Origin of the sequence: Achromobacter sp. RTa (assembly GCF_000757485.1) — a bacterium.
Lineage (GTDB): Bacteria > Pseudomonadota > Gammaproteobacteria > Burkholderiales > Burkholderiaceae_B > Achromobacter.
Genome location: NZ_JPYO01000029.1, coordinates 42,264 through 68,484 on the forward strand (window position 1 = coordinate 42,264; position 26,221 = coordinate 68,484).

Below are 26,221 nucleotides of genomic sequence, written 5' to 3' on the forward strand. Positions count from 1 at the left end.
CCGGCTACATCAGTTCCAATCCTGCTCCCTTGACGACCGTGGCGTATTTCGCCATCTCCGAGCGGAAATACGCCACCGTCTGTTCCGGCGGCATCAGCACGATCCTGTTGTTCTGCACCGCCATCGCCTGCTTGACCTCGGGCGAATTGAATGCGCGATCCAGCGCGCCATAGATGCGGCGCACCTCGGCGGCCGGCAGCTTGGCCGGGCCCGCCGCGGCGAACCACCCGCCTATTTCGTAATCCCGCAAGCCCTGTTCGCGCAGGGTGGGCAGGTCCGGCAGCGCCGTCATGCGCTCGCCGCCGCATGCACCCAGCGCCTTCAAGGCGCCGCTTTTCACCTGCGGCAGAACCGAAGGCAGGGACAAGACGCCGAAATCCACCTGCCCGCTCATCAGGTCCGCCATCATCGGTCCGACGCCCTTGTACGGGATATGCCGGGCTTTGACGCCCGCCTGCTGCACGTACATTTCCGCGGCCAGGTGCAGGATGGTGCCGTTGCCCGACGATGCGTAGTTATAGCGGCCCGGCTGCCGGCGCAGCAGCTCGGTCAGCGCCCGGATGTCTTGCGCCGGTATCTTCTGCGGATTCGCCACCAGCAGAAAGGGCGTCATCCCCACCATGCTGATCGGCGTGATGTCCGCCAGCGGATCGAAAGGCAGGGACTTGTACACGCTGGGGAAAATGACGTGGTTGTTCGACAGCATGGAAAGGGTGTAGCCGTCGGGCGCGGAACGCACCAGCGCCGACGTGCCGACGATGCCGCCCGCTCCGGGCTGGTTCTCGACCACCACCGTATGGCCCAGGGCGGCCGAAAGGGCCGGCCCCGCCGAGCGGGTGATCGTATCCACGCCGGAGCCCACGCCCACCGGCAGGATGAATTTCACGGGCCGGTCGCCCTGCGCCCACGACAGGCCCGGCGCGGCCAGCATCGCTGCCCCGAACGCGCCCAGCATCCTTCTGCGGCTCCAACCCGCGCCTTGCTTGCCCATGTCTGTCTCCTTTCTGTCTTATTTTGCCGCCCGCATCCGCGGTGCGCTTCCCTTTGCGGATCCCGTCGGGGATCCAATGCGTCACGCCGCCGCGCCCTGCGCCCGCAACGCGGCGATTTCGGCCGCCGCATAGCCCAGGCTCTCCAGCAACTCGTCGGTGTCGGCGCCCAGCACGGGGGGGTGCTGCCTGACCCCGAGGCGCTCGCCGTCCATCATCAGCGGGAACAAGGCCGCGCCCGCCATCTGCCCTGCCCGTTCGCCATCCGGCAAGCGGATGTCCGCCAGCCCGCCGGTGGCGCGCAGGTGCGGATCGTCATACAGCTCTTCCGGCTTGACGATGGGGGCGAACGGCAGACCGATGCGCTCGAACACGCTCGCCAGCTCGGCCGCGCCGCGCGGCGCCAGGCGCTTGCGCAACTCGGGCAGCAGCGTCGGCCGCATGCGCACGCGGTCATTGTTCGTCGCCAAACCGGGATCCAGCTTCAGATCGTCGAACCCGAAGGCATCGCAGAAGGTCTGCCATTGCGAATCGCTGACTGCCGCCAGGAATATCTGTTCGCCGTCCCTGACGGTGAACACGTCATACAGGGCCCAGGCCGACACCCGCTCCGGCATCGGCGCGGAAGGCTGGCCCGTGATCGCATACTGCAGCATGTGCTGACCGACCAGGAAGACGTTGTTCTCGAACAGCGCCGACTGCACTTCCTGGCCCCGCCCGGTGATGCCGCGCTGGATCAGCGCCGCCATCGCGCCGATCGCGCCGAACATGCCGCCCATGATGTCGTTCACGCTGGTGCCCGCGCGCACCGGGTCCCCGGGGCGCCCCGTCATGTAGGCCAGCCCGCCCATCATCTGCACCACCTCATCCAGCGCGGTGCGCATCGCGTAGGGGCCGGGCAGGAAGCCTTTGTGGCTCACATAGATGAGGCGGGGGTTGTCCCTGGACAGGGAGGCATAATCCAGGCCATGCCTGGCCATCGTGCCGGGGCGGAAATTCTCGGCCACCACATCGGCGCTCGCCGCCAGCCGCCGCGCGGCCTCGGCGCCCGCAGCGCTGCGCAGATCCAGGGCGATGCTCTTCTTGTTGCGGTTGAACATGGGGAAGAATCCCGCCCCCACGCCCAACAGGTGCCGCGTCCGGTCGCCCTGCACCGGCTCGACCTTGATCACCTCCGCGCCCAGGTCGGCGAGCACCATCCCGCAGGTGGGCCCCATGACCATGTGGGTGAATTCGACCACGCGCAGGCCGGTCAGCGGCAGCGGGCGGGAGGATTGGGCGGAAGAAGCGTCAGGCATATTCGGCATGGAACGGCTCGGGTGGAGTTCGGCGGTGCGCTCAGGCGGCGCGGAAACGCGGGGAGTAAGTCTTGGGCAGGCCGGCGCGCCAAAGCGCGCCATGCAAGGGCTGGCCGGGCAGCCAACGGGCCGCGGCGTCGCGCAGCGCCAGCAGGCGGTCCACGTCCACGCCGGTGCGGATGCCCATGCTCTCGAGCATGAACACCAGGTCTTCGGTGCTGACGTTGCCGCTGGCGCCCGGCGCATGCGGGCAGCCCCCGATGCCCGCCAGGCAGGCATCGAACCGCGCCACGCCGGTTTCCAGGGCCGCCAGCACATTGGCAAGCCCCAGGCCTCGCGTATCGTGGAAATGCGCGCAACAGAGACGGTCGCCAGCGAGGCGCCGCGCCTGTCCGAACAGGCGCCGCACCGCGGCGGGATCCGCGTAGCCCACGGTGTCCGCCAGGCTCACGCGGTCGGCCCCCGCGTCCAGCAAGTCTCCCAACAGGCGCAGCACGTCGTCCTGACGCACCTCGCCTTGCAATGTGCAGCCAAAGGCCGTGCCCACGCCGCCCTCGATCAGCATGGGCGAACCGGCGGCATCGCGCGCGGCGCGCATCTCCCGCAGCATGGCGACGGCCTCCTGCGGCGTCTTGCGCAGATTCGCCACGCTGTGGGCGTGGCTGGCAGACAGCGGCACCAACATCAAGTCCGCGCCGCTGGACAAGGCCCGTTCGGCGCCCTTCAGATTGGGCACCAGCACCGAAACGGACAGGCCCGGCAGGCGCTTGGCATGGGCGACCAGCTCCTCCGTATCCGCCAACTGCGGCAACAGGCGGGCTGGCACGAAGGACCCCACCTCGATTTCGCGCTGCCCCGCGGCATAAGCCGCCTCCAGCCATTCGAGCTTCGTCGCGGTGGGCAGCACCATCGGCAGGCTTTGCAGGCCATCGCGCAGGCCCACTTCTCGAACTATGGCTGCGGGGGGATAGGGAGCAAGGGAATCGGGCTGCATCGCGGCGTCTGGTCGGTCGGGTTGAAGCCAGTTTAGATATTCTCATTCAATGCACAAGCGCTATTAAGGAACGCTTAAAATTCCAAACTGGAACATCACAGGAATCCACCATCCCATGCGCGACCTGGACATCACGACGCTGCGCCTGTTCATTTCCGTCTGCGAGACCGGCAACATTGCACGCGCCGGCCAGCATGCCAATATCGTCGGTTCCGCCATCAGCAAGCGGCTGGCGCAGCTGGAAGACACCGTGGGCGCCAAGTTGCTGACGCGCAAGCGCCGCGGCGTCGAGCCGACCGCCGCCGGGGAAACGCTGCTGGAGCATGCGCGCGCCATCCTGGCCAGCGCGGGCCGCGTCGAGCGCGACATGGCCGCGTACGCCAGCGGCGTGAAAGGCCAGGTGCGCATTCTGGCCACCGCGTCCGTCCTGGCCGAATCGCTGGCCGAGGACATCGCCGCGTTCCTGCAGGCCGCGCCCCATCGGAATATCCGCGTCGACATGGAGGAGCGCGTCAGCCACGAGGTGGTGCGCGGCGTCAAGGAAGGCATCGCCAGCCTGGGCATCTGCTGGGACGCCGCCGATTTCCACGGACTGGACACCCGCCCCTACCGGGGCGACCGGCTTGCCGTGGTCACGGGCCCCGAACACCCCCTGGCCCGGCGCGACGAGGTCTGGTTCGAAGAAGCGCTGGAATACGAACACGTCAACATGCCCGCCGCCGGCGCCGTGCTGCGGATGCTGCAAACCGCCGCCAGCCAGAGCGGCAAACCCCTGCGGCACCGGGTGACGGTCAGCAATTTCGACTCCGCCTTTCGCGTGGTGCTAGCCGGCCTGGCGATCAGCGTGGCGCCCATGGAAGTGGCCATGCCCTATGCCCTGGCGCATGGACTGCGGGTATTGCCGCTGAAGGACCCATGGAGCCGCAGGCGCTTCGCCGTCTGCATGCGCGACGAGAAGAGCCTGCCGGCGGCGGCCGGCCTGCTGCTGGAACATCTGGCGGCGGCAGGGCGAAAGGGCTTGGATTCGGCGCAAGCGGCTTCCGGTGAAAATAATTAGCCTGGCTAAATACAGATTAGTTTTTTTAGTTTTTCTAATTATCCCGCAGCGGCTAGCCTGTCGCCCTTTCGCACAAGGGTATCCATGACGACCGCCTTTCTTCCCGGCTTCCTGCTCGGCCTGAGCCTGATCATGGCGATCGGCGCGCAGAACGCCTTCGTCCTGCGCCAGGGCCTGCGGCAGGAACACGTATTCGCCGTATGCCTGACCTGCGCCCTATCGGACGCCGTCCTGATCGGGGCGGGCGTGGCCGGGTTCGGACTGGCCGTCGCCGCCCTGCCCTGGCTGGAACCCGCCCTGCGCTACGGAGGCGCGGCATTCCTGTTCATCTATGCCGCCCGCAGCCTGAAGTCCGCGCTGAGCCGCCGCCATGACAGCCTGGCGCCATCGTCCCGGGCGACCGCGGGGCGATGGGCCGCGCTTGCGGCCTGCCTTGCGTTCACCTGGCTCAATCCGCATGTCTACCTGGATACCGTCGTCCTGCTGGGCTCCGTATCCAGCCAGTACGACGGCCACAAGCTGGCCTTCGCGCTGGGCGCGATCTGCGCCTCGTTTGCCTTCTTCTTTGGCCTGGGCTATGGCGCGCGCCTACTTCGGCCCGTCTTTGCCAATCCCCGGGCCTGGAAGGCGCTTGACGCCTTCGTCGCCGCGGTCATGTTCATCATCGGCCTGAAGCTGCTGCTTTGACCGGCCTGACCGCTAGCGGCGCTTACCCGCGCCCTTGCCTTCGGCCAGCCCGGCGGCCGAGGCGTTCATGTAGTCCTTCACGGTGCGCGCGCTTTGCCCAAGCTGCGCCAGTTGGGGTAAAAGTAGCGGCAGCCCCGCGCTCCCCGCCTGGACCACAGCCATGAAGACATACTCCATGACGCAGCCCCGTTCCCTTCCCGGCCAGCCGCGGCGTTTCCAGGCGCCCGACTTCGAGGCGCTGATCGAAGCCGCCGGCGATCTCATCTATACCCTCGACTTCAAAGGGTGTTTCACCTACCTCAACCAGGCGTCCGAACAAGTGCTGGGTTATGAGCCTTGCGCCCTGCTGGGCCGCCCCTTCACCGAGATCCTGACCGCGGAGTCCGCGCTGGTCGCGACGCGCCATTACCATCAAGGCTTGCTCGGCCAGGAACGGACGCCTTTTTTCGAAGTAGAAGCGCGCCGGCCCGACGGCAGCGTCGTGCACCTGGAAGTGCGCGCCGGCGCGCTGGTCCGGGATGGCGAGATGGTGGGCAGGCAGGGCATCGCCCGGGACATCAACGCGATCAAGGCGCTGCAGACGCTGGTGACGGAAAAGTCGCAGCGCGTGACCCTGCTGGAAGAACGCACGCGCATCGCGATGGCCATGTATGCGCGCATCGCCGAGCTGGTCTACGCCGACCCCGGCACAGGGCCGGCGGGCGGCGAGATGCTGCAGGAAGTACAGCATGCGTTCGACCAGCTCGCGGCCCAGAAGCACGGGCTCTCCGTGGCCGACCTGCGCATCCTCGGTTTGCTGGCGCAAGGGCACTCCAACAGCGAGATCGCGGACATCATCTGCCGCAGCCCGCATACGGTCAAGGACAGCGTCAAGAAGATCATGCAGCGCCTGAACGCGAAGCGGCGCGCCGAAGCCGTGGCCTGCGCCATCAAGCTCGGCCTGATCGCTCCGCCCTCCTGAAGGGCACAAGCGCCGCGATTCCCGCTTTCGGGGGGCCAATACCCCTCGTTGGAGGTCTGCCCCCGAGGACCGCCCGCGGGAATAATCGGCTTGTGCGCCCTCGACGGCGCGCCAGCGTAAACGACAAAGACCACGGAGACACGCATGCTCTATGCACCAGGGCGGGTATGGCGCTTGCGCCGCGCGGTGGGCGCGGCCTTGCTGATCTGCGGACTGACCGCCTGCGCCAGCGGCCGGGAGCCCCGTGCACCGGCCGGCGCGCTGCCGCCCCGGGCGGCGATAGAGGTGGACCGGACACAGTTCCATTCCGAGGCTCGCCTGCGCGCATGGCAGGAGGACCTGGACCGGCGCGGCCTGCGCGACACAGGTTCGCCCGCGCATGAAGCCTACGTCGACACGCTGCACCAGCGCCTGCGCGAAGCGGGCGTGCCGGAGCTGTACTTCGAACCGGTGACAATGACGCGCTGGGAGGCGCGGCGCTGGTCACTGGAACTAGCCGACGGCACGGACCGAATCCGGACGGCTGGGTATATCCCCTACTCCGGCAGCACTGGCGCGCAGGGCCTGGTGGCGCCGATGCGCTACCTGTCGGCCGGCCAGCACCCGGACCGCGGCGTAGCAGGCAGCATCGTGGTGGTAGAGCTGCCCAAGCCCGCGCTGACCAGCGATTTCTTCCATGCCATGGCGCTGTACAAACACGACCCCGCCAACGCACTGCCGCCCGGCGCGCCGTATGCGCGTCCCTACCAGGTACTGGAAGTGCTGGTGCAGACGCTGGATGCGCTGCAGGCCGCTGGCGCTGCGGGCGTGGTCGCCGTCCTGGACGAGCCCGCCGATCTCGCCGCGGGCCTGTACGCCCCTTACGACCGCGAACTGCGCAAACTGCCCGGCGTATACGTGGACCGCGAGGCCGGCGCGCGCCTGAAAGCGCTGGCGGCGTCCGGCGCCCGGCTGCGCCTGGTGCTGGACGCGCAGGCCGAAGAGGTCGTCACGCGCAACCTGATCGGCATCATTCCCGGCGCCAGCAGCGAGCTGACCGTGATCAACAGCCATACCGACGGCACCAACGGCATCGAGGACAACGGCCCCAACGCCATCGTCGACATCGCTCAGTACCTGGCCCGCCTCCCGCGCGAGGCGCTGCCCCGCAGCATCATGATCATGCTCTCCAGCGGCCACTTCGCGGGCGGCGTGGGCATACAGGGCTTCCTGGCCCGGCACCGCGAGGATGGCTTGCGTGGGCGCATCGCCAGCATCGTCACGATCGAACACCTGGGCGCCACGGAATGGCTGCCCGGGCCCGACGGCAGGTTGGCGCCGACCGGCCGCGACGAACCCGCCGCGATCTTCCTGCCCCGCATTCCCGCGTTGGTGCGCGCCGCCTCGGCCATGCTGCGCAACGCGCAGGCGGCGCCGGCCTTCGTCATGCCCCCGCTCAATCCGGACGCGGATGGAGGCCCCAACTCGGCCTCATGGCCGGGCGAAGGCCAGTACTTCTGGGGCGGCGCCCGCCTGCCCACGCTCAACTACATCACCGGGCCGGACTACCTGCTGAATTACGGCGTCACCACGGCCGACAAGGTGGACTACGGCCGCATGCGCCGGGAGACCGCCGCCATCACGCAGCTCCTGCTGGACCTTTCGCGCGAGCCCTACGAGGCGCTGCGCGACGAGCAGCCCCCCGCTCCGTGAACGCGCGGGCCTTCCTCGCCCGCTTCCCTGTGCAATGCCCCCGTCGGCCCCGGCGCCGCCGGCCCCGGCGCGTCTGCGCGCCGCCCACGATATGGAGCTCCACATGCCCCCTAATCCCCCGCTTGCGCTCGCCGGCCTGATGATGCGCCAGCCCCTGCTCGTCTCCAACCTGCTGCGCCATGCCGCCCGCCATTTCGCCGCGGTGGAAATCGTGTCGCGCCGCGTGGAGGGCGACGTGCACCGCTACACCTATGCCGACTGCCACAGGCGCTGCCAGCGACTGGCCCATGCGCTGGCGGCGCTGGGCGTGTGTCCGGGCCAGCGTGTGGCCACGCTGGCCTGGAACGGCTACCGGCACCTGGAGCTCTATTACGCCGTGTCCGGCACCGGGTCCGTGGTCCACACCGTCAACCCCAGGCTGCACGCCGACCAGATCGCCTACCTGCTCAACCACGCGGACGACCAATACGTTTTTTTTGACGTGGGCTTCCTTCCCCTCCTGGAAGCAGTGGCGACGCGATGCCCCGGCGTGCGAGGCTATGTCGCCCTATGCGGCCGCGAGGACATGCCGTCCTCCGCCGCCCTGCCCGATCTGCTGTGCTACGAGGATCTGCTGGCCGCCCAGCCGGAAACCTACGACTGGCCGGCGCTGGACGAAGAATCCGCCTGCGGCCTGTGCTATACGTCCGGCACCACGGGCCAGCCCAAGGGCGTGCTGTACTCGCACCGGTCCACGGTGCTGCACGCCTACGCGGTGGCGCTGCCCGACGCGCTCAATCTGTCCTCGCGCACGGCGGTGCTGCCTGCCGTGCCCATGTTCCACGTCAATGCGTGGGGCATACCTTATGCCGCCCCGCTCGCCGGCTGCAAACTGGTGCTGCCCGGCCCCGCGCTGGACGGCGCCTCGCTGCATGCGCTGATGACGGACGAAGGCGTAACGTCGGCGGCCGGCGTGCCGACCGTGTGGCTGGGCCTGCTCGCCCACGCGGAACGCAACAGCCTGATCCTGTCGGGCTTGCGCCACGCGGTCATCGGCGGGGCCGCGTGTCCGCCCGCGTTGCTGCGCGGCCTGCGCGACGGCCATGGCGTGGAAGTTTTGCATGCCTGGGGCATGACGGAACTGTCGCCGCTGGGCACGACCGCTGTGGTCCAGCGCAAGCATCTCGCGCTGCCGGAAGACAAGCGGCTGGCCATCCTGGGTAAACAGGGGCACGCCGTCTTCGGCATCGACATGAAGATCACGGACGGACGCGGCGACGAGTTGCCCTGGGACGGCAAAACCCGGGGCGAGCTGCTGGTGCGCGGCCCCTGGGTGATGGAGCGCTACTTCGGCGAGGACCATGGCGCCGGAACCGCCGGCGCGGGTTGGTTCGCCACCGGCGACGTGGCCACGATAGACGCGGACGGCTACATGCAGATCGTCGACCGCAGCAAGGACGTGATCAAGTCGGGCGGGGAATGGATCAGCTCGGTCGAGATCGAGCACGCCGCCATGGAACATCCCGGCGTGCAGCAGGCCGCATGCATCGCCATTGCACATCCCAAATGGGACGAGCGCCCCTTGCTGCTGGTGGTGCCGCGCGAAGGCGCGGAAATCGGCAAACAGGAACTGCTGCGCTTCATCGAAGGGCGTATCGCTCAGTGGTGGATGCCCGATGACGTGCTATTCGTGCCGGCCCTGCCGCTGGGCGCCACGGGCAAAGTGCTTAAGAAACAGCTGCGCGAGCAATACAGCGGCTATCGGCCTGCGGCCGGCTGATGCTGGCAGAACGCCAGGACCGGAAGGGGCAGGCCATGAGAGTGCGCGCCCTGCGGATCGCGACGATCTTCTGCGCCGCCGCGGCCGGCGCCGACTGCCGCGCAGAACCCGGCCTGACCCTTTATGGCGTCGTGGACGCGGCCCTGAACCTGATCGACAACGGATCCGCGACGTCCGCCTCCATGAAGTCCGGCATCGTCAGCGGATCGCAGTTCGGCATGCGCGGCACGGAAGACCTGGGCGGGTCGCTGCGCGCCTTTTTCCAGCTCGAAACCAGCTTCGAATCCAATTCCGGCGCCTACAAACCCTACTTCGGCGACCCGTCTAGCGCCACGCCGCAGGCGCCCAACGGCGTGGTCGGCAAGGGTTTCAACCGCCGCGCGTTCGTCGGCCTGGAAGGCCGCTACGGCATGCTGCAACTGGGCCGCGACTACACGCCGCTGTACTGGGCGGTGCTGGACAGCGATCCGCTGAAACTGGGATCCTACGGGAACATGCAGCAGATCGTGCTGTTATCTGGCACCGGGTCGGACCGGTTCGGGCGCGCCAGCAACGCCGTGTTCTACACGTCGCCCCGCGTCGCCGGGCTGCGGGGCCGGTTGATGGTCAGCCTGGGGCCCGCGGCGGCGCACGGCGCATCACAAGGCTCGCCGCCAGGGCAGCCCCGCAGCGCGAGCCGCATGATCGGCGTATCCCTGGACTACACGCAGGGCGCCCTGACGTTCAACGGCTCCTACCAATTGCTACGCCTGCCCGAAATCGGTGGCTCCCCGCCCGCCTATACCGGCGCCACGGGGCTGCGCCGCGACATGCTGGTCGGGCTCAAGTACACCAGCGGCGACTACACCCTTGCGGGCGGCTATTTCCGGGTGAGCCATCCCGGCCGCAGCGGCGACGGCAGCGATATCTGGGCAGGCGCGTCCTTGCGGTTGGGCGCGGGCGTGCTGGCGTTCAACGTCCAGCACATGCGGCAGGACGTGCCGGGAAGAAGCCGGCCAGGCGAGGCGATGGTGCTGGGCATCAGCTACATCCACGCGCTTTCGCGGCGCGTTTCCCTGTACGCATCCTACGGCATGGTCAACAACGGCGCCGCTGGCGCTTTCTCGCTGCTGTCGAGCGACACCGCAGTCGCGCCGGCGGCGCGCGGCGGGGACATCCGGGCGCTGGGCGTGGGGATGCGCTATGTGTTCTGAGCCCTCGCGCAGGTCTTGCGGGCAAAATGCTTCAAGCCTAAAATTGCCGCTACGTCATCGACGGCACGGCGCCGCTCGGCAGTTCCACGGCGCGCCGCTCTCCTCCTGCCGCAAGACCGACAGCCAGAGGGCCGTCCGCACAGGCCGGCCCCAACGTCTCGCCGCGTGGCCGCAAGGCCCGCGGGGTTTCTGCCCGTTCTTGACCTTGAGGAAAGCCATGGCCTTCGATCTTCCCCAAGCGCCCGCGCGCGCCAATTTTCCCGGCGGCGACGCCTACGCCGCGCAAGTGCTCGAGCGCTCCCGCCTCGCCGCCGCAAACCGCGGCCTGCACTACCATCCCGACATCCCCTACGACGACGCCACGGGCTGCTGCCTGGACCTCTACGCGCCGAAGGGCGGACGCGAGGGCCTGCCCTGCTTGATCTTCGTGCACGGGGGAGCGTTCTCGCTGGGCTGCAAGGAATGGATGGGATTCATGGCGCCGGCGGTGACGGCGACCCCGGCCCTCTTCATCTCAATCTCGTACCGGCTCGCGCCCGGACATGTGTATCCCGCCGCGGTGCGCGACGTCGCAGCCGCGGTGGACTGGGCCTGGCGCAACGTCAGCGCATATGACGGCGATCCCGAGCGTCTGTTTCTTGGCGGCCACTCCGCGGGCGGCCACCTGGCCAGCCTGGTAGCGCTGGACCGCCGCTGGTTGGACGAACGCGGCCTGCCCGCACGCGTGCTCAAGGGCGCGCTGCCCATCAGCGGCCTGTACGATTTGGACTACGACGGCGGCACCGCGATCGGCGCCGCAGCGCTCGCCATACGGCGGCGCTTCATTCCGGACGACGCCGACGTGCCGACCGCCTGCCCGATACGGCATGTCGGACCGCAGGCTCCTCCCTTTTATCTCGGCGCAGGCGAACATGATTTGGGCGCGCTCGCCACCGAAGCGCTCGCCATGCAGGATCTGCTGCGTCAGGCTGGCGTGGCGGCGGCAGCGGAGGTCTATGCAGGCCACGACCACTTCGCCGCCAGCAGCCGCTGCGTGGACGATGGGCACCCGTGGATCGCGCGGGCGCGCGCCTTCTTGCGCAGCGGCAGCCCGATGTAAAGGCGCGCGCCCGCTCAGGCCTGCGTTTCGCCCTCGTGGCTGCCCATCATCTGGGCGGCGGCCGAACAGAGGACCTGCCGCACTAAATCGGCCTGCCGGTGCGCGCCTGCCTTGCCCAGCACCTGGTTCAACTGGTAGCGCGCGGTGCCCACCGTGATGCCGCGGCTCCGCGCGTATTCCTCCACCGTCTTTCCCGCCACCAGCGCGCTCGCGAGCCTCGCCTCGGCCTCGGTGAGGTCGAACAGCGCGCGCAACGCCGCCACGGGAAACCGGGCGCCGGCCTGCGACTCGTCCACCAGCGACACCAGCACCAGGCCGGCACCGTCCGCCTGTGGCGCTTCCAGGCGCTGCAGAGCGAGCTGCGTGCGACCCTGCCCGTTCTCCAGCCTCAGGAATACCGGCGCGGCGTCCTGCGACGCCTGCGCAAGAGCGCGCGCGAACCGCGGCTGCCCTGCGGCGTCCGCGCAGATCCGTCGGTCGCGCAACAGCAGGCGTCCGCGGCCGTCCAGCCCTTCCCGGGCGCGGCGGTTCGACCAGAACAGCCCGCCAGAGCCATCGCACAGCAGCAGCGCACAGGGCCAAGCCTCCAGGTAGCGGCTGACCAGCGAGGACACGCAGCGATCGAGCCCCACCGACTGCGCCAGCGTGGCGGCCTGCAGCAGGTGCGGCGTGAGCTTGCGCAGCCGCTCCATGCGGCGCGGCGAAAAACCGCCTTCTTCGCGCGGATCCTGGTGCACCGCGATGGCCACCCAGCGCGTGCCGCCCATGGGCGCCATGGCTCCCATGAAACGTCCCAGCCCTGCTCGGCGCAATTGCAGATGGAGGCGGTCGCGCACAGGCGCCTCTTCCGGCAAAAAGAGTTCGCCGTCGGTGGCCATTCGGCCCGGCCGTCGCGCCACCCGCTGCAGGCGCCAGGCTTCCAGCCGGGGATTGCGGGCATCGGATACCTCCGCCCGATAGGCATCCATATCGATGTGCGTGTCGTACGCCCCCCAATAGGGAACGGCGCGCGCGCCCTCCATGTCCAGGCACTGCAGCACGGCGGAATGCGCGCCGACATCGCTGCACAACTGGTCCAGCACGCCGGCCCAGCGGCTCGCGTCCGCGCAGCAGGCATAGAGGTCCAGCAGGAAAGAATCAGATGCTGCGCCGAGAGCCATGGAAGACACCCACACTATCTGAATGAAAAGCGCTCATCGTCCGGCAAGCATGCCGGCACGGCAACTGGGGTTTGCCATGAAACAGGCCCGGCATATCGCATTTGAGAGATGACGCGCCTTCGGCCCGGCTCCCATACTCCATTGCGTGCCCATCCGGGATGGCTATGCCCGCGCCGGATTCCGCGCCGCTCGAGGAGGAGCGGGCGGCGCGGAAGGCACGCCCACTCACCGCCCTTCGAGGGCAGGAAGAACAGGAACCGCCATGAGAGACAACACGGACACGCGGATCGTCGCCGCATTCGCGATGACGCACACACCGGGGCTGGGCAACCAGACCGGGCTTGCGCAGCCGGAGACGCTGCGCCGCATCCTGGACGGCTTCGACATCGTGCGCCGGCAGATCGAGGCCGCCCGGCCCGATGTGATCGTCGCCTTCGTCAACGACCATTTCGACATGTACACGCTGCACGCCATGCCGGGCATGGCCATCGCGCTCGGCGACACTCACTGGGGGCCCACCGAAGCCACGCAGGACTGGATCGGCATGCCGCGCGCGCCGCGCTCCGGCCACGCGGCGCTGGCCTGGGACATCTACCGGGGTGCCGTGGAAGACGGCTTCGAGCTGTTCCGCAGCGAATCGGCTGAACTCGTGCACAACGTGCTGATGCCGGCCAAGTACCTATGGCCCGGCGTCAGCATTCCGGTGGTGCCCATCTTCCTGAACTGCTTCGCGCCCCCCTTGCCCACGTGGCGCCGCGCGTACGAACTGGGCGCCAGCGTGCGCAATGTTCTCGACCGGCGGCCGGAGCGCATCGCGCTCATGGCGAGCGGCGGCCTGTCGCACTGGCCTCCCATCACCGTGGACGAAGACGCGCTGGACGATCCGCTGATGCAGCGCGTGCAGCGATGGCAGATCCTGGGCGCGGCCGCCCTGCGTGACGATCCCGGGCTGCCGCTGGCCATCCTGCAGCGCGAAGCCGCGATGGCCGCGTCCGGCCGCGAACTCGTCAATGCCGAATGGGACCGGAACATCCTGCAGAAGCTGGCCGTCGGCGATCGCGATTTCCTGTTGTCGCTCACGCACGAGACGGTCCGCGCGCAAGCCGGCCCGGGCGGCGCCGAAATGCTGATGTGGACGGCGCTCATGGGCGCGATGCGCGACGCGCAGGCGGACATCGTGACCTACGAAACGGTGCCCGAATGGATGGGAGGCGTAGGCGTACTCAGCTACGCGCGCAGCCTGGGCCGCGCCTGAGTGCGGCCACAAGCGCGCACGCAACGAAAAAGGGGAATACACACCATGAGCATGCAAGCCATCATCAGCGGCGGCGGCATCGGCGGGTTGGCGACCGCAGCGGCGCTCGCCCGGCGCGGCTGGGACGTAACCGTCTATGAAAGCCGGCCGGAACTGCGCGTCTCGGGCTCGGGCATTTATCTGTGGTCGAACGGACTGGCGGCGCTATCCGAGATAGGTGCCTATGAACGCTCCATGCGCAACGCCTTCCTGCCCGAAGGCATCGAGCAGCGCGACCATGCCGGCGAAGTGCTGGTTCCCGCGCTGCTTCCGCCGGGATTGCGCGTGGTCGCGATCGCGCGCAGCGAACTGCACGCGGGCCTGGAGTCGGCCGCGCGCGCGGCCGGCGCGCGCATCGTCACCGGCGCCGAGGTCGTCGAGGCCGACACCGACGGCACCCTGACGTTCGCAAACGGCGACCGCGCAAGAGCCGACCTGGCCATTGGATGTGACGGCGTCTGGTCGCCCGTGCGCCGCGCGCTGGGTCTTGAACAGGTGCACCAACGGGCCGAGGAAGGCGCGCTGCGGACCATCGTACAGGCGACCCAGGACGAACTGCCACCGGCCGCCCGCGGCAAGTGCGTCGAAATCTGGAATGGCACGCGGCGTCTGCTGATTACCCCCATCAACGCCCGGGAAATCTATCTGGCGCTGACCTGCCGCGAGGACGACGACGCGGCGCGCGACACGCGCGTGCTGCCGTGCTGGCGGGAGGCCTTTCCGGACTGGGCATTCCTGCTCGACCGGATCGCGCATGGCAGCGTGCTCTGGAATGTCTACACCGTGGTGCGGTGCAAGCGCTGGTCCGCTGGCCATGCCTGTGTGCTCGGCGACGCCGCCCATGCCCAGCCGCCCAACCTGGGCCAGGGCGGCGGCATGGCCATGCAGAACGGCCTGGCGCTGGCCGCCTATATGGACAGGGTGAAGGACCGGCGGGACATACCGGAAGCGCTGGGCGCGTGGGAGGCCGCGACACGGCCGCTGACCGAGGAATGCCAGCGCTGGTCCTGCCTGTGGGGCGAACTCGCCAACCTGCCCAACGAGGTGCGTCCGCGCATCGTGCGGGGCGTGTTCAGCGAGCCCTGGGTGTTGTCCAAAGTGACGGTGGCATCCGCCTCCACCCCCATCCGCGCCACCGACTGGCAACCGGCGGCCGCCCGCTGAAGCCTGCGCCCCAGTTAGGGCCTGGCCTTTTCCGGCCCGGGCGGCGCCATGTCCGCCATCCGGGCACAAGAGGAATTCCATGAACATCCGCAATACAATGCCGGCTGCTGCGGCGCCGCTGATCCTGGCTGCGCTGGGTCTGGCCGGGAACGCAGGCGCCACCGAGAACGGCATACCCACCACGGTCAACGGCTTCTATGATTTCGGTGCCGGCATGTCGCCGCCGCCGACGCCGTTCGGAACGATCTCGCTGCGTTCCTCGTACAACCATGCCACCGTCCGCAAGAACCAGTATGGCGAGTCGCTGGACGACAACTTCTCGCTCAGCGTCTTCACCGTAAGCGCAGCCTATCTTCGCATGACCCATGCCACGCTGCTGGGCGGCGCCTATGGCTTCGGCATCGTGCAGCCGTTCTTCAAGATGGACGCGGCCTTCGACGTGCCGACGGCCGGGGGGCCACTGCGATTACGCGGTGAAACCTTCCGGATCGCCGACACCCTGCTGCTGCCCCTAATCCTGCAATGGAATCCCTCGCCGAACCTGCACTTGAATACGCAGTTCCAAGTGCTGGTCCCAACTGGCGACTATGACAGGAAGCGCCTGGTGAACCCGGGCCTGAACCACTGGGCCTTCTCTCCCATCTTTAACTTCACCTACGTCACCGACAGCGGCTTCGAGGTGTCCTCCAGTTTCGAGATCGACATCAGCACGCGAAATCAAGCCACCGGCTACCGCAACGGCATCGAGTACCGCCATGAGTTCGCGCTGGGTCAGCACATGGGGCCGTGGACCCTGGGGGTGGGCGGCTATTACAGCCGCCAGTTCACCGACGACGACGCGCCCGGCCTTCAAGGCGGCAACCGTTCACGGGTGATAGCCCTGGGACCCGCCGTCCATTTCTACAAACCGGGCCTGCCGCCCGTCTGGCTGCACATCTATAAGGAATTCGGCGCGCGCAACCGCGCCGAGGGCTACACGGCAGCGCTGCGCCTGGCCGCGAGCTTCTGAACCGGCAGGCGGCAGCGCGACCAATGATCAGGAACGGGCCCTTGAGCACAAGCGCGAAGACCACGTTCTGGTGAATGTTGGCCATGGTCACGCGCGACAGCGCAACAAGATGGGCCACGTCCATGACTCGGCCGCTGACCGCTAGCGGCGCCTACCCGCGCCCTTGCCTTCGGCCAGCCCGGCGGCCGAGGCGTTCATGTAGTCCTTCACGGTGCGGTCTTTGTTGAAAATCACGGTCAGCTTCTGCTGATCGTCCATCGCATCGTAATCGCCGTCGTAGAAATAGAACCAGGTCGCGGTCAGCAGGCCGTCCTGGCCGAAATGCTGGGACCGGGGCGGCCCGTAATCCCGGAGCATCTCGTCATAGGTGGTGACGTTCAGCTTGATCGCCTGCACCTTTGCTTCCGTGATCAAGTTGCTGGAACCGCTGGCGCATCCCGCCACCACGGCTGCCACGAACAGCAATGACATTCTCATTCGATTCCCCTGGTTTCGTAGGCCGCCGCAAGGCCGGCGCAATTGCGGATTCTAGCGGACATGGCGCGCCCGGGGCTTTCTGGGGCCGGTTCGGCGGCGGTAGCATGTAGTGTCAAAGCAGGAGGCCATATGGAAAACGCCAAGTGGGACTTCCAGATAGAGCGCCCATTCCATGACAACGGGTCATGGCGCATCGCATACACGTTGATTCCGCTCGCCGGAGGAGCCGAACAAGAGCGGATCGCCATAGACGAACGCTATTCGTCGGCGCAGATCGCGATCGACGAGGCCACGCGCCTGGCCCAGATTCACGTTGCGGACTTGAACGGCGACACGGCCGCCTTCGAAAAGCCGACGGAGACCGAGGTCCCCTTCGGCAAGAATCCGCGTTTCTAGCGCGCCAGGCGCCTTCAGGACTGCTGGTTGGCGAACTCGCGCATGATGCGGGCGAACTCTTCCGCTCCGCTGTTGAGCATGCGGATATAACGGATGAACAGGGCTGCGCTCAGTTGCGGGTTGCTTGCCGAGATCAGGAATTCCACCGCCGCCACGACGTTGTCGTTCTTGTTGGAGGCGTAGATCTTCACGCCCTTGCAACGGCCGTTCACCAGGGAAATGGCCTGCAGGGCCGCGGCGAACTCTTCGTCGCTGTCCAGGGGCCAGAAATTCGGAAACACCAGGCGCGCAAAATCCTCGTCGTCGGCGTCGGAGATCAGGAGGTAGTTGCGGCCCTCGACCTTGAAGATCAGGTCCGAGGTCTGGGACTGGTCGTCCCATTGGATCTGGCCGCGATTGAATCCTTCGCTTTCGAGCAAGGATTGAAAATAGCGTGTCATGCGTTCGGCGGATTCACGGCTCATTGGAATGGAAACTCCGTTGGGTGGATGATTGGAAAAGGTACTGTTCAGGACTCATCCTGATTGCCGGCGCGGCGCATGACGCGGACGACGAACATGAGCAAGGCAATCAAAAATACCAGAAACAGCAATTGGGACGACGAGGCCAGGGAGCTCTCGCGCCATTGATCAAGGCATTCCGGGCTGGAAGGCCTGTGCTGGACGATCTCGGTGCGCGCGCAGTCCAGGATGGCCGACGGCGCGGCCTGTGCCTGCGGACCGCCGCCGGCCGCGCCCGCTTCCTGCCGATGCAGCCAATAGGCGTACGACATGGCGTCGGTGCCCGCCTGCAGATCGCGATGGTCCTGGATGCGGCTGCCGATCTCCAGCAACACGAAGCTCGCCGTGACGCCGAGCGCGGCGTTGCGCACCCGCTGGTGGCTTTCGAGGCGGATGTTCTGCGCTTTCCGCACCTCGTGCGCGACATGGCGCAGGCGCGCTCGAACCGTGCTTTCGTAGCTGTTGACGAGTTCTTTGAGGGCGAAGGCGTCGTCCAGCCTGCGCGCGACGCTTTCCGGGATCAGGCCGGGCGGCTCGCCGCGGCCCAGGCGGCCGATCTGGACGTCCATGTTCGCTTTCATCAGGTCGGCGATGGCGCTGTCCAGAACGGCCTCGATCTTGTCGTTGATGGACAGGGCGACCCGCTCGGGCATGGTGAGCCGTTGCGTCGTCAAGGCGTAGATGACGCCGGCCGCCGCCGCGAATGTCATGGCCAGGGTGGCCCCGTCCGGCAGCACGCGGCTGCGCCAGGCCGCGACATGCGCCAGCCAATCGGCGAACGCCCCATCGACGGGCGCCAGGGCCGGATGCAAGGACAGGAGCAAAAGCGACGCGAACGCCGCGTAGGCCAGCAAGTGCCCCAGCTTCGTGAGCCGGCCCACATGCCTGCCGATCCAGACCGGAAGGGAGAGGTTCCAGCGATACCAAGCCAGATCGCCCAGGTCGCGCAGCTTGGAGCGCGACGAACCTGTCAGCGCCGGGCGCAGCTCCGCGGGCAGCTGCTGGAGCGCGGCAGGAATGACAGGGGCTTTCTCGCGCACGTCTTCGAGCAGGTTCCACAATGCGCGCGTCAGGCGGGCCCGCTTGATGGCGGACAGGGGCAGCTCTTCGGCCTTGCCGAACATCTCCCGCAAGTCTTCCAGGCGATTGATGTACAGGGCCAGGTTGCCCTTGCTGCCGGCAACCTTGGCCACGAGCGCCGCGCGCAGCAGAATGCCGTAGCGCCCCGCATCCGTCCGCAGGCAGGGATCCTGCCTGAGGCCGTCGGACGCCAGGTCCACAGCAAGCGAAATGCAGTTGGGCGAATTGGCCGGAGGAGGAGAACGCACCAGCAACTTGAGCAGGTCTTCGTTCAAGGCTGAGCTGCTGGCCATGTGGAACGCATAATCGATCGGCGTATTGTTGATCGAGAAGCTGCGGGCCGCAGTGCTCTTGAAATCGCTGACCGAAGCGCCGCCCCCCGCCTGCGGCATGCGCAGCGCCTTGTTGCCGTCGGGCGGCGGACTTTTCGCCTCTTGCTGCGGGGTCCGGACCGCGGGCGGCAGCGCGCGCAGCGCCACGCGCCCCCGCGCCTCGGCCCGAGTCGGCAGAAGATTCTTGAGATTGGAGCGCTCGACGGCAGACGGCAGCTCGGCAGTCCGCTTGGCCGTGTTTTCGGCCGCGCCCCGCTTTTCTTGCGCGGGCGGTTCAACATCCGCCGCCTTCTCTCCCGCTGCGGGAGTAGGCTCGAGCACAACGGCAAACTTCAGATCCGGCTTCCCCTCCGCCGAATCGAAATAGCAATAGACCTTCTCCTGGTAGTGGCTGTTTTCGGCGATGCCTTTGTACCAGGCGGCCAGTTCATCGAGCCACTTCGTCACGGGAGTGGCGCCATCGGCGACGTCGGGGTTCATGCGGCCTGATCCTCAAGAAGCGCTAGCAGCGCGAACCTGTCGAGCACGTGCTCGGCCTGCAGTTTCTCGCTCAGGGCGACAAGCAGGGCGCGCCGGGTTTCCAGCAAAGCCCTCGCCCGGGCGTACTGCTCGGCAACGAGCGCTTTCGTCTCCGCCTCGTCGGGCGTGGCCGTATGCCAATTGGGATGCGCCGTGCTGAAACCGTATACGCCGAGAGCCGCCTCCGCCAGCCTGCGCGCCACGGAAAGGTCGTTGTGCGAACCGTAGCCGCCCGCGCCCGTGCTCACCTCGTCCTCCCCGAAAACCAGGGCTTCGGCGGCACGGCCGGCCAGCACCATGCAGATCCGGTCCATCAATTCGGCGCGGGTCTGGTTATGGTCGGCATTCTTGATGCCGACGAAGCCCAACGCCCCCTGGTCGTCCGCGACGACCGAAGCCAGCTGCAGGTGTTCCCGCAAGCTGGGCAGCACGAGCGCGACGACCGCGTGGCCGGCTTCGTGGTAGGCCGTCCGCGCGAGCTGCGGGCCATGCAGGGGATTGCGGACGGCCTGTGGCGGAATACGGAAAATCTCGCCTTGCAGGTCATCCGCCGTGATGGCGCGGTTTCCATCCATGCGGGCGCGCCGGCGCGCGCCCCGCACCAGCAGTTCTACATCGGCGCCCGTCAGCCCCAGCGACAGGCTTGCGCAGCTTCGCAGCTCTTCCGCCGAAATCGCATGGGAATAGGGTTTGAGCTTGGCAAGGTAGATGGCCTGCAGCGCGGCGACATCCGGACGGCTGATCGGAATCACCCTGTCCAGGCGACCTGCCCGCTGCAGGGCCGGATCGACGTTGTCGGCGTAGTTCGTCGCGCCAATCACGATCACCTGGCTGCGGTCGTCGAAGCCATCGAGTTCGCTGAGCAGGGCATTCAGGAAAGCGGTGTTCCACGAGGCGTTCTGCCCCTGGAAGCTGTCCCGGTTGCCCAGGGTGTCGATCTCGTCGACGAACAGGATGCTGGGCGCCTGCTGGCGCGCCGCCGCGAAGGTCGCCGACATCAGCTGAATGCACTCGTCGAGCCCGTTTCCGATCATCCAGTCCTTGGCCGGCGCCACCGCCGTGAAGGCGATGCCGCATTCCAGCGCGATCGCGCGCGCCAGCGTCGTCTTGCCGGTGCCCGGCGGCCCCGCGAACAGGGCGCCCCGGTCCACCTCCTTCCAGCGGATCTCGCCACGCATTGCCAGCCGCAGATCGTTGAACAGCTGCCGGGCCCAGCGCTTGGCGCTCTCCACCCCGTGCAGCTCGTCGAGGCGGATCGACGCGCCGGCCGACTGCACCTGGGTGCGCTGGTCGGCAAGCTGGCGCAGGCCGGTCAGCCAGTCGCGCTCGCCCTTGAGCGTATTGACGCAAAGCAGCTCCTGCGGCCCGATGGCCAGCGCCCATGCGGGCGTGATCACGCTCAGATCGGCTCCGGGAAAGCGGCGGCCGGCATAATCGGCGAGCCGCTCGGCATTCATCAGGGGGATGCTGAGATAGCCATCGCTGCGCACCAGCGAGAGAAACTCGCGCGGCAACTGGTTGCGCGAGGTGCAGAACAGGATCATGCCGAAAGCGCGCTGCTCCGCCATGCGTATCACCAGATCCTGGAAATCCGCCGTGACCCGCGTGTCCAGTTGATAGGTATTCAACGCCGGGCAGAGATTGGCCAGCGCGCTGCGCAGGTTCTTGGCATAGCGCGGAAACGGATTTTCGACGATGAAGACCGGCAGCAAGGCATTGGCCTGCAAACGCTGCTGAATCTGCTCCGCCACCGGCATGACGAAAAACTCCCAGACATCCTGCGTGTTGGGATCCATGGGCTCGTCGGCGTCATTCACCGAATCCGGGTCATCCGGCGCGCGCGACAGGCCCGGCAGCGGACTGCGGCGCAGCCGGGCCATCAGGTGTTGCGATATCGCACGCGGCGTCCCGGGAGCGGGCACCTCGGATGCTGCGGCGGGAGGCGTGCGGAGCGGCTCCTTGGCGGCCCCGGCGCTGGCCGGCGCCGGGGCCTCGGCGGCCGGCGGGGGCGGTTCGGCGGCGGGCCCGGGCGAGACCTTGGGGGCGGCCGGAGGCGTTGCCGCGGCAGGCGCTTCCACTGGCGGCTCGGCCGGCGACGGCTGGCTTCTGGGCCTGGATGTCAACTGGCGCAGCAGTTCCGCGTGGCCGCGATGCGGGCGCTGCGGACCGGACCGGTCTACGGAGGCCGATGCGGCTGCGGATTCCGGTGCCGGCGCCGAAGGCCGGCCAGGCGGTGGGTTGCTTGCCGGCAGCTTGCCGTCGCCCTGAATCCAATCCGTTATACGACCCAACACAACTCCTAGGCGGCCCTCGGCCCAAATCGAATGCGTGAAGAAACTGCCAAGCAGGACGCGCCTCCAGGCCTGGGGGCCTGGCGGACATCATGCGAGGTCCGTATTACATCTGAAAATTGAATGTGACGAAAGGAAAAAAATACAGGTGTCTCGGCGATCGAGGCATGGATGCTCTTCCGAGCGGAGCAGCCAGAAAACAAAAGGGCTTACAGAGAAAAGTCTCTGTAAGCCCATGATGCAATGTGGTCGGGGCGGCGGGATTCGAACTCGCGACCCTCTGCTCCCAAATTAATTAATCACGAACGGCAGCGGACGGCAACGAACATATAAGCCATTGAATTTTAAGTATTTCCCAGGATCGACTTGTTCGCTACCGTTCGCTACTGTACGCTACCAGCCGGCGAAAAGTTGCCCCATGAGTTGCCCCATAGAAATCGACTTGCGACCCTCTGCTGATGAACAGATATCCGAAACGAGGTAAAGGCTTCCGCTGGACCGTCAAGGAACTAGAAGCTATCCCACCTTCCTGGAAAGGCGACACGTTGGCCGACGGTGACGGCCTGCAGGGAGAGGTTCGACAGCACGGCGCAAAAACCTCCGTAGCTTGGAGGTACGCCTATAAGTGGGAGGGCAAGACGAAGCGCCACTATTGCGGCACATGGCCAAGCCTATCGCTGGATCAGATCCGCGTAACTCGCGACCAAGCCCGTGAATGGGTCAGGACCGGAGTGAATCCAAGCGATCAAAAGCGGGTTGTTCGGATTGAGGCTCAGCGTCAGATTGAAGCAACCCTCGCCGAAGAAGATCGACGTCAAGCTGATGACCTTACAGTGAAGGACCTCTATGACGCCTGGATCACCGACGGTGTGCGGCGCTCGGACGACAATGCAGAACTCAAGCGCGTTTTTCAGAAGGACGTGTTGCCACAGATCGGAACCACAGCGCTGCGGAATCTGGATGAGCACGGCATCAGAGCGCTGCTGAGGCTGATTGTGGCGCGAGGAGCGAACAGGCTTGCTGTAGTGGTCTTTACCGCCATACGACAAATGCTGGTCTGGGGCGAAAAAAGAAAGCCCTGGCGAGCCCTACTCATAGAGGGCAATCCTACAGACCTCATCGAGATCCCCAAGATAGTGGAGAAGGACTACGACTTGGCGAACATACGCGACCGCGTTCTAAGCCTGGACGAGATCCGAGAGTTGCAGGCAATCTTCGAGCGCATGGAGTGTGAGTACGCCACCGCCGAGGATAGGCGGCGCGCCATACGTCCTATCGCACTTGAAACCCAGGTGGCGGTATGGATCTGCCTCTCCACACTTTCCCGCATCGGCGAAACGCTCAAGGCCCGTTGGGAACATGTCGACCTGGCCGTGGGCACTTGGTATATACCCAAAGAAAACGTCAAGAAGACAAAAGCCGGGCAGCGCGCGCTCACAGTGTTTCTGTCGCCATTCGCGAAAATGCAATTTGAGCGCTTGTATGAAAAGACCGGCAAAGGAATTTGGTGCTTCCCAGCCAAGCAAGCAGAGGGGCACGTATCAGAATCGACTGTGGGCAAGCAGATAGGCGACCGTCAGGTGATGTTCATGAACCGCAAAGCCCTGAAGGGGCGGCGCAACGACAACAGTCTTGTTCTCGCGAGTGGACGAAACGGAAACTGGACTGCGCACGATCTGCGCCGGACAGGAGCCACTCTAATGGAGACAATCGGAATTGAAGACAAGGTTATCGACCTTTGCCAGAACCATGTCATTCATACGGGCAGCGCCAAAATTCGACGGCACTATCTACACAGCGATCACTCGAGCCAAATGCGCGAGGCTTGGAAGGCGCTCGGCTCAGCTTTGGAAACGGCGCTTTCCGCAGGACCCGCTTTGTAGTCGCCTGCCAAAACTCTCAACTACCAAGGCGCCGAGTGGTGGGATCAAGCTCTCTCATAGCTTCTTCCGCTCGAGAGAGCCATTCTCTCAACTCGCTTGAAGCCGAATTCCCCGATGCCTCGCGAAGATGTCTCAAATAACACTCCACTGATTGCGACTTCCGCCAAGCGTCAGCTTCTGCGCATAGGTCCCGCAAGAAGTTTTCCCTCTCCTCTTTTTCCCGCTGCAACTGCGTCTCGATGAGCTGCTGTGCCTTCCGCTCCTGCTCCAACTGTTGCTGCCTTTCAATCCATCGAACTTGCGCCTCCTCGCGCAATTTCTCTTGGATGGCCTCGCGATGAAGATGTTCAGCATATGCAGCTTCGGCCTTAGCGAGTCTGGCGAAAATGTCGTTTAACTGCTCTTCCAGCGGCCCGTCTTCATCGGACACGAACTTCTCAGGGCGTGTCGATATCCTGAAATGAATCCGTAATTTCCCCGTCGGATGAGGCTCTTTCCGTATACCGCCCAGGTGCGCATAGAAGATGCTTTTATCCTTTACCTCCTTGACCGTTGCATGCTCGGTCAATCGCAAGAGCGTATCGACACCTCTTCGTCTTAGAGTTAAAGCTCCTGCCTTAGCCTCTGGCACCAAGAACGTATACCCGCGGCTGGAAGCCGCATGCGCGACTGCGTTCAAAATTGCCACCGCGCGGCCTATCTGTTTTTCGGTCACCCTTGCCACGCATGGCTCGTTCTTTAAGAACAGGTAGCCGCCCTTTTCTTCAAAATCCGGCCACCTCAGCCCGGAGTTCAACGCGGACCAATTCGGCTCCCAAGGCCTATTCTCAGATCTTCGCAGGGCCGCCTCGTGATCTTTACGAGCCTTCTGCCACTCCTTCACCCGTCGAACGAGTCGCTGTTGCACAGACAATATTGCTTTATGCATAGGCAGATCATGGGCATCCACGCGATTGCTTGAATCCTTCTCGAATACTAGGTCCCTTTCAAGAATCGCCTTCGTCTCGGACCTCATAGCACGAGATGGTGCGGTCTCATCCCTAGTGGTCACGGTCTCTGAAGCGGGCTTTCCTGCCAAAGCAGGAAGCTTCGGCCGCGCACGCGCCTTTCCAACGGCCTGCTTTGCCCAGTACCCTCTTTCTGGTACAGGCACGCCCAACCTGCGGCAAACTTTACGCAGTCCATTGTCTGAGAGGCCATACTCTTGGCAAAGCTTCGAAATCGGGACTTTCCATACCCTGTCGTATAGCTCCGCGCGCTGTATTGTTCGACGCACTGGCATCCTCCTTGCCATCTGGGGACGTCATCCCTGCCGTATGCCTGAGTTGATTGCAACGCTTTGAGGTTGGGTCGACCTCATCAGCAACCGTACGCGCCCACTTAACCCACTCTTTCGCTGCATCACCCATATCGGGAAGCATGGCCCGCTCTATCTCTTCAGCGTACTGCCGAATCATGATCGCACGGTGCCAATTCTGCGCTTCGTCTTCCAACCTGCTTCGCCTAGCGGCCTCTGCATCCTTCAGCCGCTTCAGCTCTAACTCTGCTTGACGTGCTTCGGCGTCTGCTTCCTTGTCTCGTTGCCACTTTCGATTCTGCGCGAGATCGAGTACGAGCTCGCGGGGAATCTGATCAAATAGCTCCTCCAGCTGGTCTTCAAGAGGTACCCCTTCCTTTTCGACCACCTCGACTTCCCCGCCGGCGCGGTTGAGATAAATCGACAGTGAGCGGGTAGTTGTGAAGTAGTTTTCGTAAGGTGTCCCCGTCGCCGAACCCTCGCCATCGTCCTGGACTCGCGCCAGCTTCTCCATAATCCTTAGGTCAAGCTCAGCCTCCACCGCGCGAATCTTAAAAGTCTTGTCCCACATTTTCCACGGCACAGGCTCATAGCCGCGAAGCGAGGCCATGGTAAACAAATCGTCAGCGAGATTCAGCGCCCGTTCCCACCCGCGAAGCGTGACCCGCAGTGCATGCGCCTTGTGTTTCGGAAATAGCAGCAGCCCTTCACGTATCGCGGCTTTCCAGGTATGGCCGAGCACAAGGGAGGGGCCTTGTGAATTACGCTTTTTCTTTCCCTCATTCAAATGAACAGCTTGAGCCTCGAGCAATTCATTGGCGCGCGCTTGAAGATATTCTTGTAGTTCTTTCAAGGCGACATGGACGGCTTTGCGCTCATCACGGATGTATGGTGGGACGCGAGCCTCCGCCGCTATCAGCCGAGCCAACGTTTCCTGCTCCGGCTCTAACAACGTTTCAATTGATTGGGCCCAGCCGTAGGTCAATACCCTCATGTCAGCTCCGATCCATATGACGGCGGCATTTCATGCGAAGACTAAGCCTACATCAAAGCCACCGGCGCGGCGCCACTCTAGCTTCCTTGTGACGTC

At 65.7% G+C, this 26,221-nt stretch carries 23 protein-coding genes; 12 read left to right on the forward strand and 11 right to left on the reverse strand.

What is annotated here, in order from left to right; genetic code table 11:
- Positions 1-4 precede the first annotated feature (4 nt).
- From JL37_RS10820 to JL37_RS10830, 3 genes are all read right to left on the reverse strand, one after another.
- Positions 5-991: a tripartite tricarboxylate transporter substrate binding protein gene (locus JL37_RS10820; RefSeq protein WP_043543983.1), complete on the reverse strand. Its 987-nt coding sequence runs from the start codon at positions 989-991 to the stop codon at positions 5-7.
- Positions 992-1,072: 81 nt separating this feature from the next.
- Positions 1,073-2,296, reverse strand: a complete 1,224-nt coding sequence (locus JL37_RS10825) for a CaiB/BaiF CoA transferase family protein (protein WP_369798538.1) — start codon at positions 2,294-2,296, stop codon at positions 1,073-1,075.
- Positions 2,297-2,327: 31 nt separating this feature from the next.
- Entirely contained in the window at positions 2,328-3,281 is a 954-nt protein-coding gene (locus JL37_RS10830) for a hydroxymethylglutaryl-CoA lyase (protein WP_043543984.1), read from the reverse strand.
- 115 nt (positions 3,282-3,396) lie between these two features.
- Between JL37_RS10830 and JL37_RS10835 the strand changes: the two genes are divergently transcribed.
- Both JL37_RS10835 and JL37_RS10840 read left to right on the forward strand, forming a co-directional pair.
- Entirely contained in the window at positions 3,397-4,338 is a 942-nt protein-coding gene (locus JL37_RS10835; RefSeq protein ID WP_043543986.1) for a LysR family transcriptional regulator, read from the forward strand.
- 84 nt (positions 4,339-4,422) lie between these two features.
- On the forward strand, positions 4,423-5,025 hold the full coding sequence (locus JL37_RS10840) for a LysE/ArgO family amino acid transporter (RefSeq protein ID WP_043543987.1): 603 nt from the start codon (positions 4,423-4,425) through the stop codon (positions 5,023-5,025).
- Positions 5,026-5,037: 12 nt separating this feature from the next.
- On the opposite strand, the gene JL37_RS30390 is transcribed toward JL37_RS10840, so the two are convergent.
- Positions 5,038-5,187 (reverse strand): hypothetical protein, encoded by a 150-nt coding sequence (locus tag JL37_RS30390; protein WP_156124273.1) that lies wholly within the window; start codon positions 5,185-5,187, stop codon positions 5,038-5,040.
- On the opposite strand from JL37_RS30390, the gene JL37_RS10845 reads away from it, so the two are divergent.
- From JL37_RS10845 to JL37_RS10865, 5 genes are all read left to right on the forward strand, one after another.
- Complete coding sequence (locus tag JL37_RS10845; RefSeq protein WP_081955026.1) at positions 5,186-5,986, forward strand: helix-turn-helix transcriptional regulator; 801 nt, start codon at positions 5,186-5,188, stop codon at positions 5,984-5,986. The two genes, JL37_RS30390 and JL37_RS10845, sit on opposite strands and share 2 nt — an antisense overlap.
- A 144-nt stretch (positions 5,987-6,130) precedes the next feature.
- Positions 6,131-7,678: a PA domain protein gene (locus JL37_RS10850; RefSeq protein WP_043543991.1), complete on the forward strand. Its 1,548-nt coding sequence runs from the start codon at positions 6,131-6,133 to the stop codon at positions 7,676-7,678.
- Positions 7,679-7,781: 103 nt separating this feature from the next.
- Positions 7,782-9,437 (forward strand): 3-(methylthio)propionyl-CoA ligase, encoded by a 1,656-nt coding sequence (locus JL37_RS10855; RefSeq protein WP_043543993.1) that lies wholly within the window; start codon positions 7,782-7,784, stop codon positions 9,435-9,437.
- 35 nt (positions 9,438-9,472) lie between these two features.
- Complete coding sequence (locus JL37_RS10860) at positions 9,473-10,630, forward strand: porin (protein ID WP_197064593.1); 1,158 nt, start codon at positions 9,473-9,475, stop codon at positions 10,628-10,630.
- Between the two features lie 217 nt (positions 10,631-10,847).
- On the forward strand, positions 10,848-11,729 hold the full coding sequence (locus JL37_RS10865) for an alpha/beta hydrolase (protein WP_043543996.1): 882 nt from the start codon (positions 10,848-10,850) through the stop codon (positions 11,727-11,729).
- Between the two features lie 14 nt (positions 11,730-11,743).
- On the opposite strand, the gene JL37_RS10870 is transcribed toward JL37_RS10865, so the two are convergent.
- The gene (locus tag JL37_RS10870; protein ID WP_052097065.1) at positions 11,744-12,889 is read right to left on the reverse strand and encodes a hypothetical protein; all 1,146 of its coding nucleotides are present in this window, start codon (positions 12,887-12,889) and stop codon (positions 11,744-11,746) included.
- A gap of 262 nt (positions 12,890-13,151) precedes the next feature.
- Here JL37_RS10870 and JL37_RS10875 point away from each other — a divergent pair, with 262 nt between their 5' ends.
- The 3 genes from JL37_RS10875 (at position 13,152) to JL37_RS10885 (ending at position 16,356) form a co-directional block, all read left to right on the forward strand.
- Complete coding sequence (locus tag JL37_RS10875) at positions 13,152-14,144, forward strand: hypothetical protein (protein ID WP_043543997.1); 993 nt, start codon at positions 13,152-13,154, stop codon at positions 14,142-14,144.
- 45 nt (positions 14,145-14,189) lie between these two features.
- Entirely contained in the window at positions 14,190-15,347 is a 1,158-nt protein-coding gene (locus JL37_RS10880) for an NAD(P)/FAD-dependent oxidoreductase (protein ID WP_231570331.1), read from the forward strand.
- A 79-nt stretch (positions 15,348-15,426) separates the two neighbouring features.
- Entirely contained in the window at positions 15,427-16,356 is a 930-nt protein-coding gene (locus JL37_RS10885; RefSeq protein WP_052097067.1) for a transporter, read from the forward strand.
- 141 nt (positions 16,357-16,497) lie between these two features.
- Here the strand turns inward: JL37_RS10885 and JL37_RS10890 are convergent, their stop codons facing one another.
- Positions 16,498-16,833, reverse strand: coding sequence for an outer membrane protein assembly factor BamE (locus JL37_RS10890; protein ID WP_052097069.1), 336 nt, complete (start codon positions 16,831-16,833; stop codon positions 16,498-16,500).
- Between the two features lie 129 nt (positions 16,834-16,962).
- Between JL37_RS10890 and JL37_RS10895 the strand changes: the two genes are divergently transcribed.
- Positions 16,963-17,229, forward strand: a complete 267-nt coding sequence (locus tag JL37_RS10895) for a hypothetical protein (protein ID WP_043543998.1) — start codon at positions 16,963-16,965, stop codon at positions 17,227-17,229.
- 14 nt (positions 17,230-17,243) lie between these two features.
- Here the strand turns inward: JL37_RS10895 and JL37_RS10900 are convergent, their stop codons facing one another.
- From JL37_RS10900 to JL37_RS10910, 3 genes are read right to left on the reverse strand one after another with little or no spacing between them, the layout of a single operon-like run.
- The gene (locus JL37_RS10900; RefSeq protein WP_052097070.1) at positions 17,244-17,693 is read right to left on the reverse strand and encodes a YbjN domain-containing protein; all 450 of its coding nucleotides are present in this window, start codon (positions 17,691-17,693) and stop codon (positions 17,244-17,246) included.
- 44 nt (positions 17,694-17,737) lie between these two features.
- Positions 17,738-19,621: a hypothetical protein gene (locus JL37_RS10905; RefSeq protein ID WP_043543999.1), complete on the reverse strand. Its 1,884-nt coding sequence runs from the start codon at positions 19,619-19,621 to the stop codon at positions 17,738-17,740.
- Entirely contained in the window at positions 19,618-21,738 is a 2,121-nt protein-coding gene (locus tag JL37_RS10910) for an AAA family ATPase (protein WP_156124274.1), read from the reverse strand. The genes JL37_RS10905 and JL37_RS10910 overlap by 4 nt, the downstream gene beginning before the upstream one ends.
- Before the next feature lie 671 nt (positions 21,739-22,409).
- Between JL37_RS10910 and JL37_RS10915 the strand changes: the two genes are divergently transcribed.
- Positions 22,410-23,834: an integrase arm-type DNA-binding domain-containing protein gene (locus JL37_RS10915; protein WP_043544002.1), complete on the forward strand. Its 1,425-nt coding sequence runs from the start codon at positions 22,410-22,412 to the stop codon at positions 23,832-23,834.
- A gap of 16 nt (positions 23,835-23,850) precedes the next feature.
- Here the strand turns inward: JL37_RS10915 and JL37_RS30395 are convergent, their stop codons facing one another.
- Entirely contained in the window at positions 23,851-24,762 is a 912-nt protein-coding gene (locus JL37_RS30395; RefSeq protein WP_129528850.1) for a hypothetical protein, read from the reverse strand.
- 244 nt (positions 24,763-25,006) lie between these two features.
- Positions 25,007-26,125, reverse strand: coding sequence for a hypothetical protein (locus tag JL37_RS10925; protein ID WP_043544006.1), 1,119 nt, complete (start codon positions 26,123-26,125; stop codon positions 25,007-25,009).
- Positions 26,126-26,221: the final 96 nt, after the last annotated feature.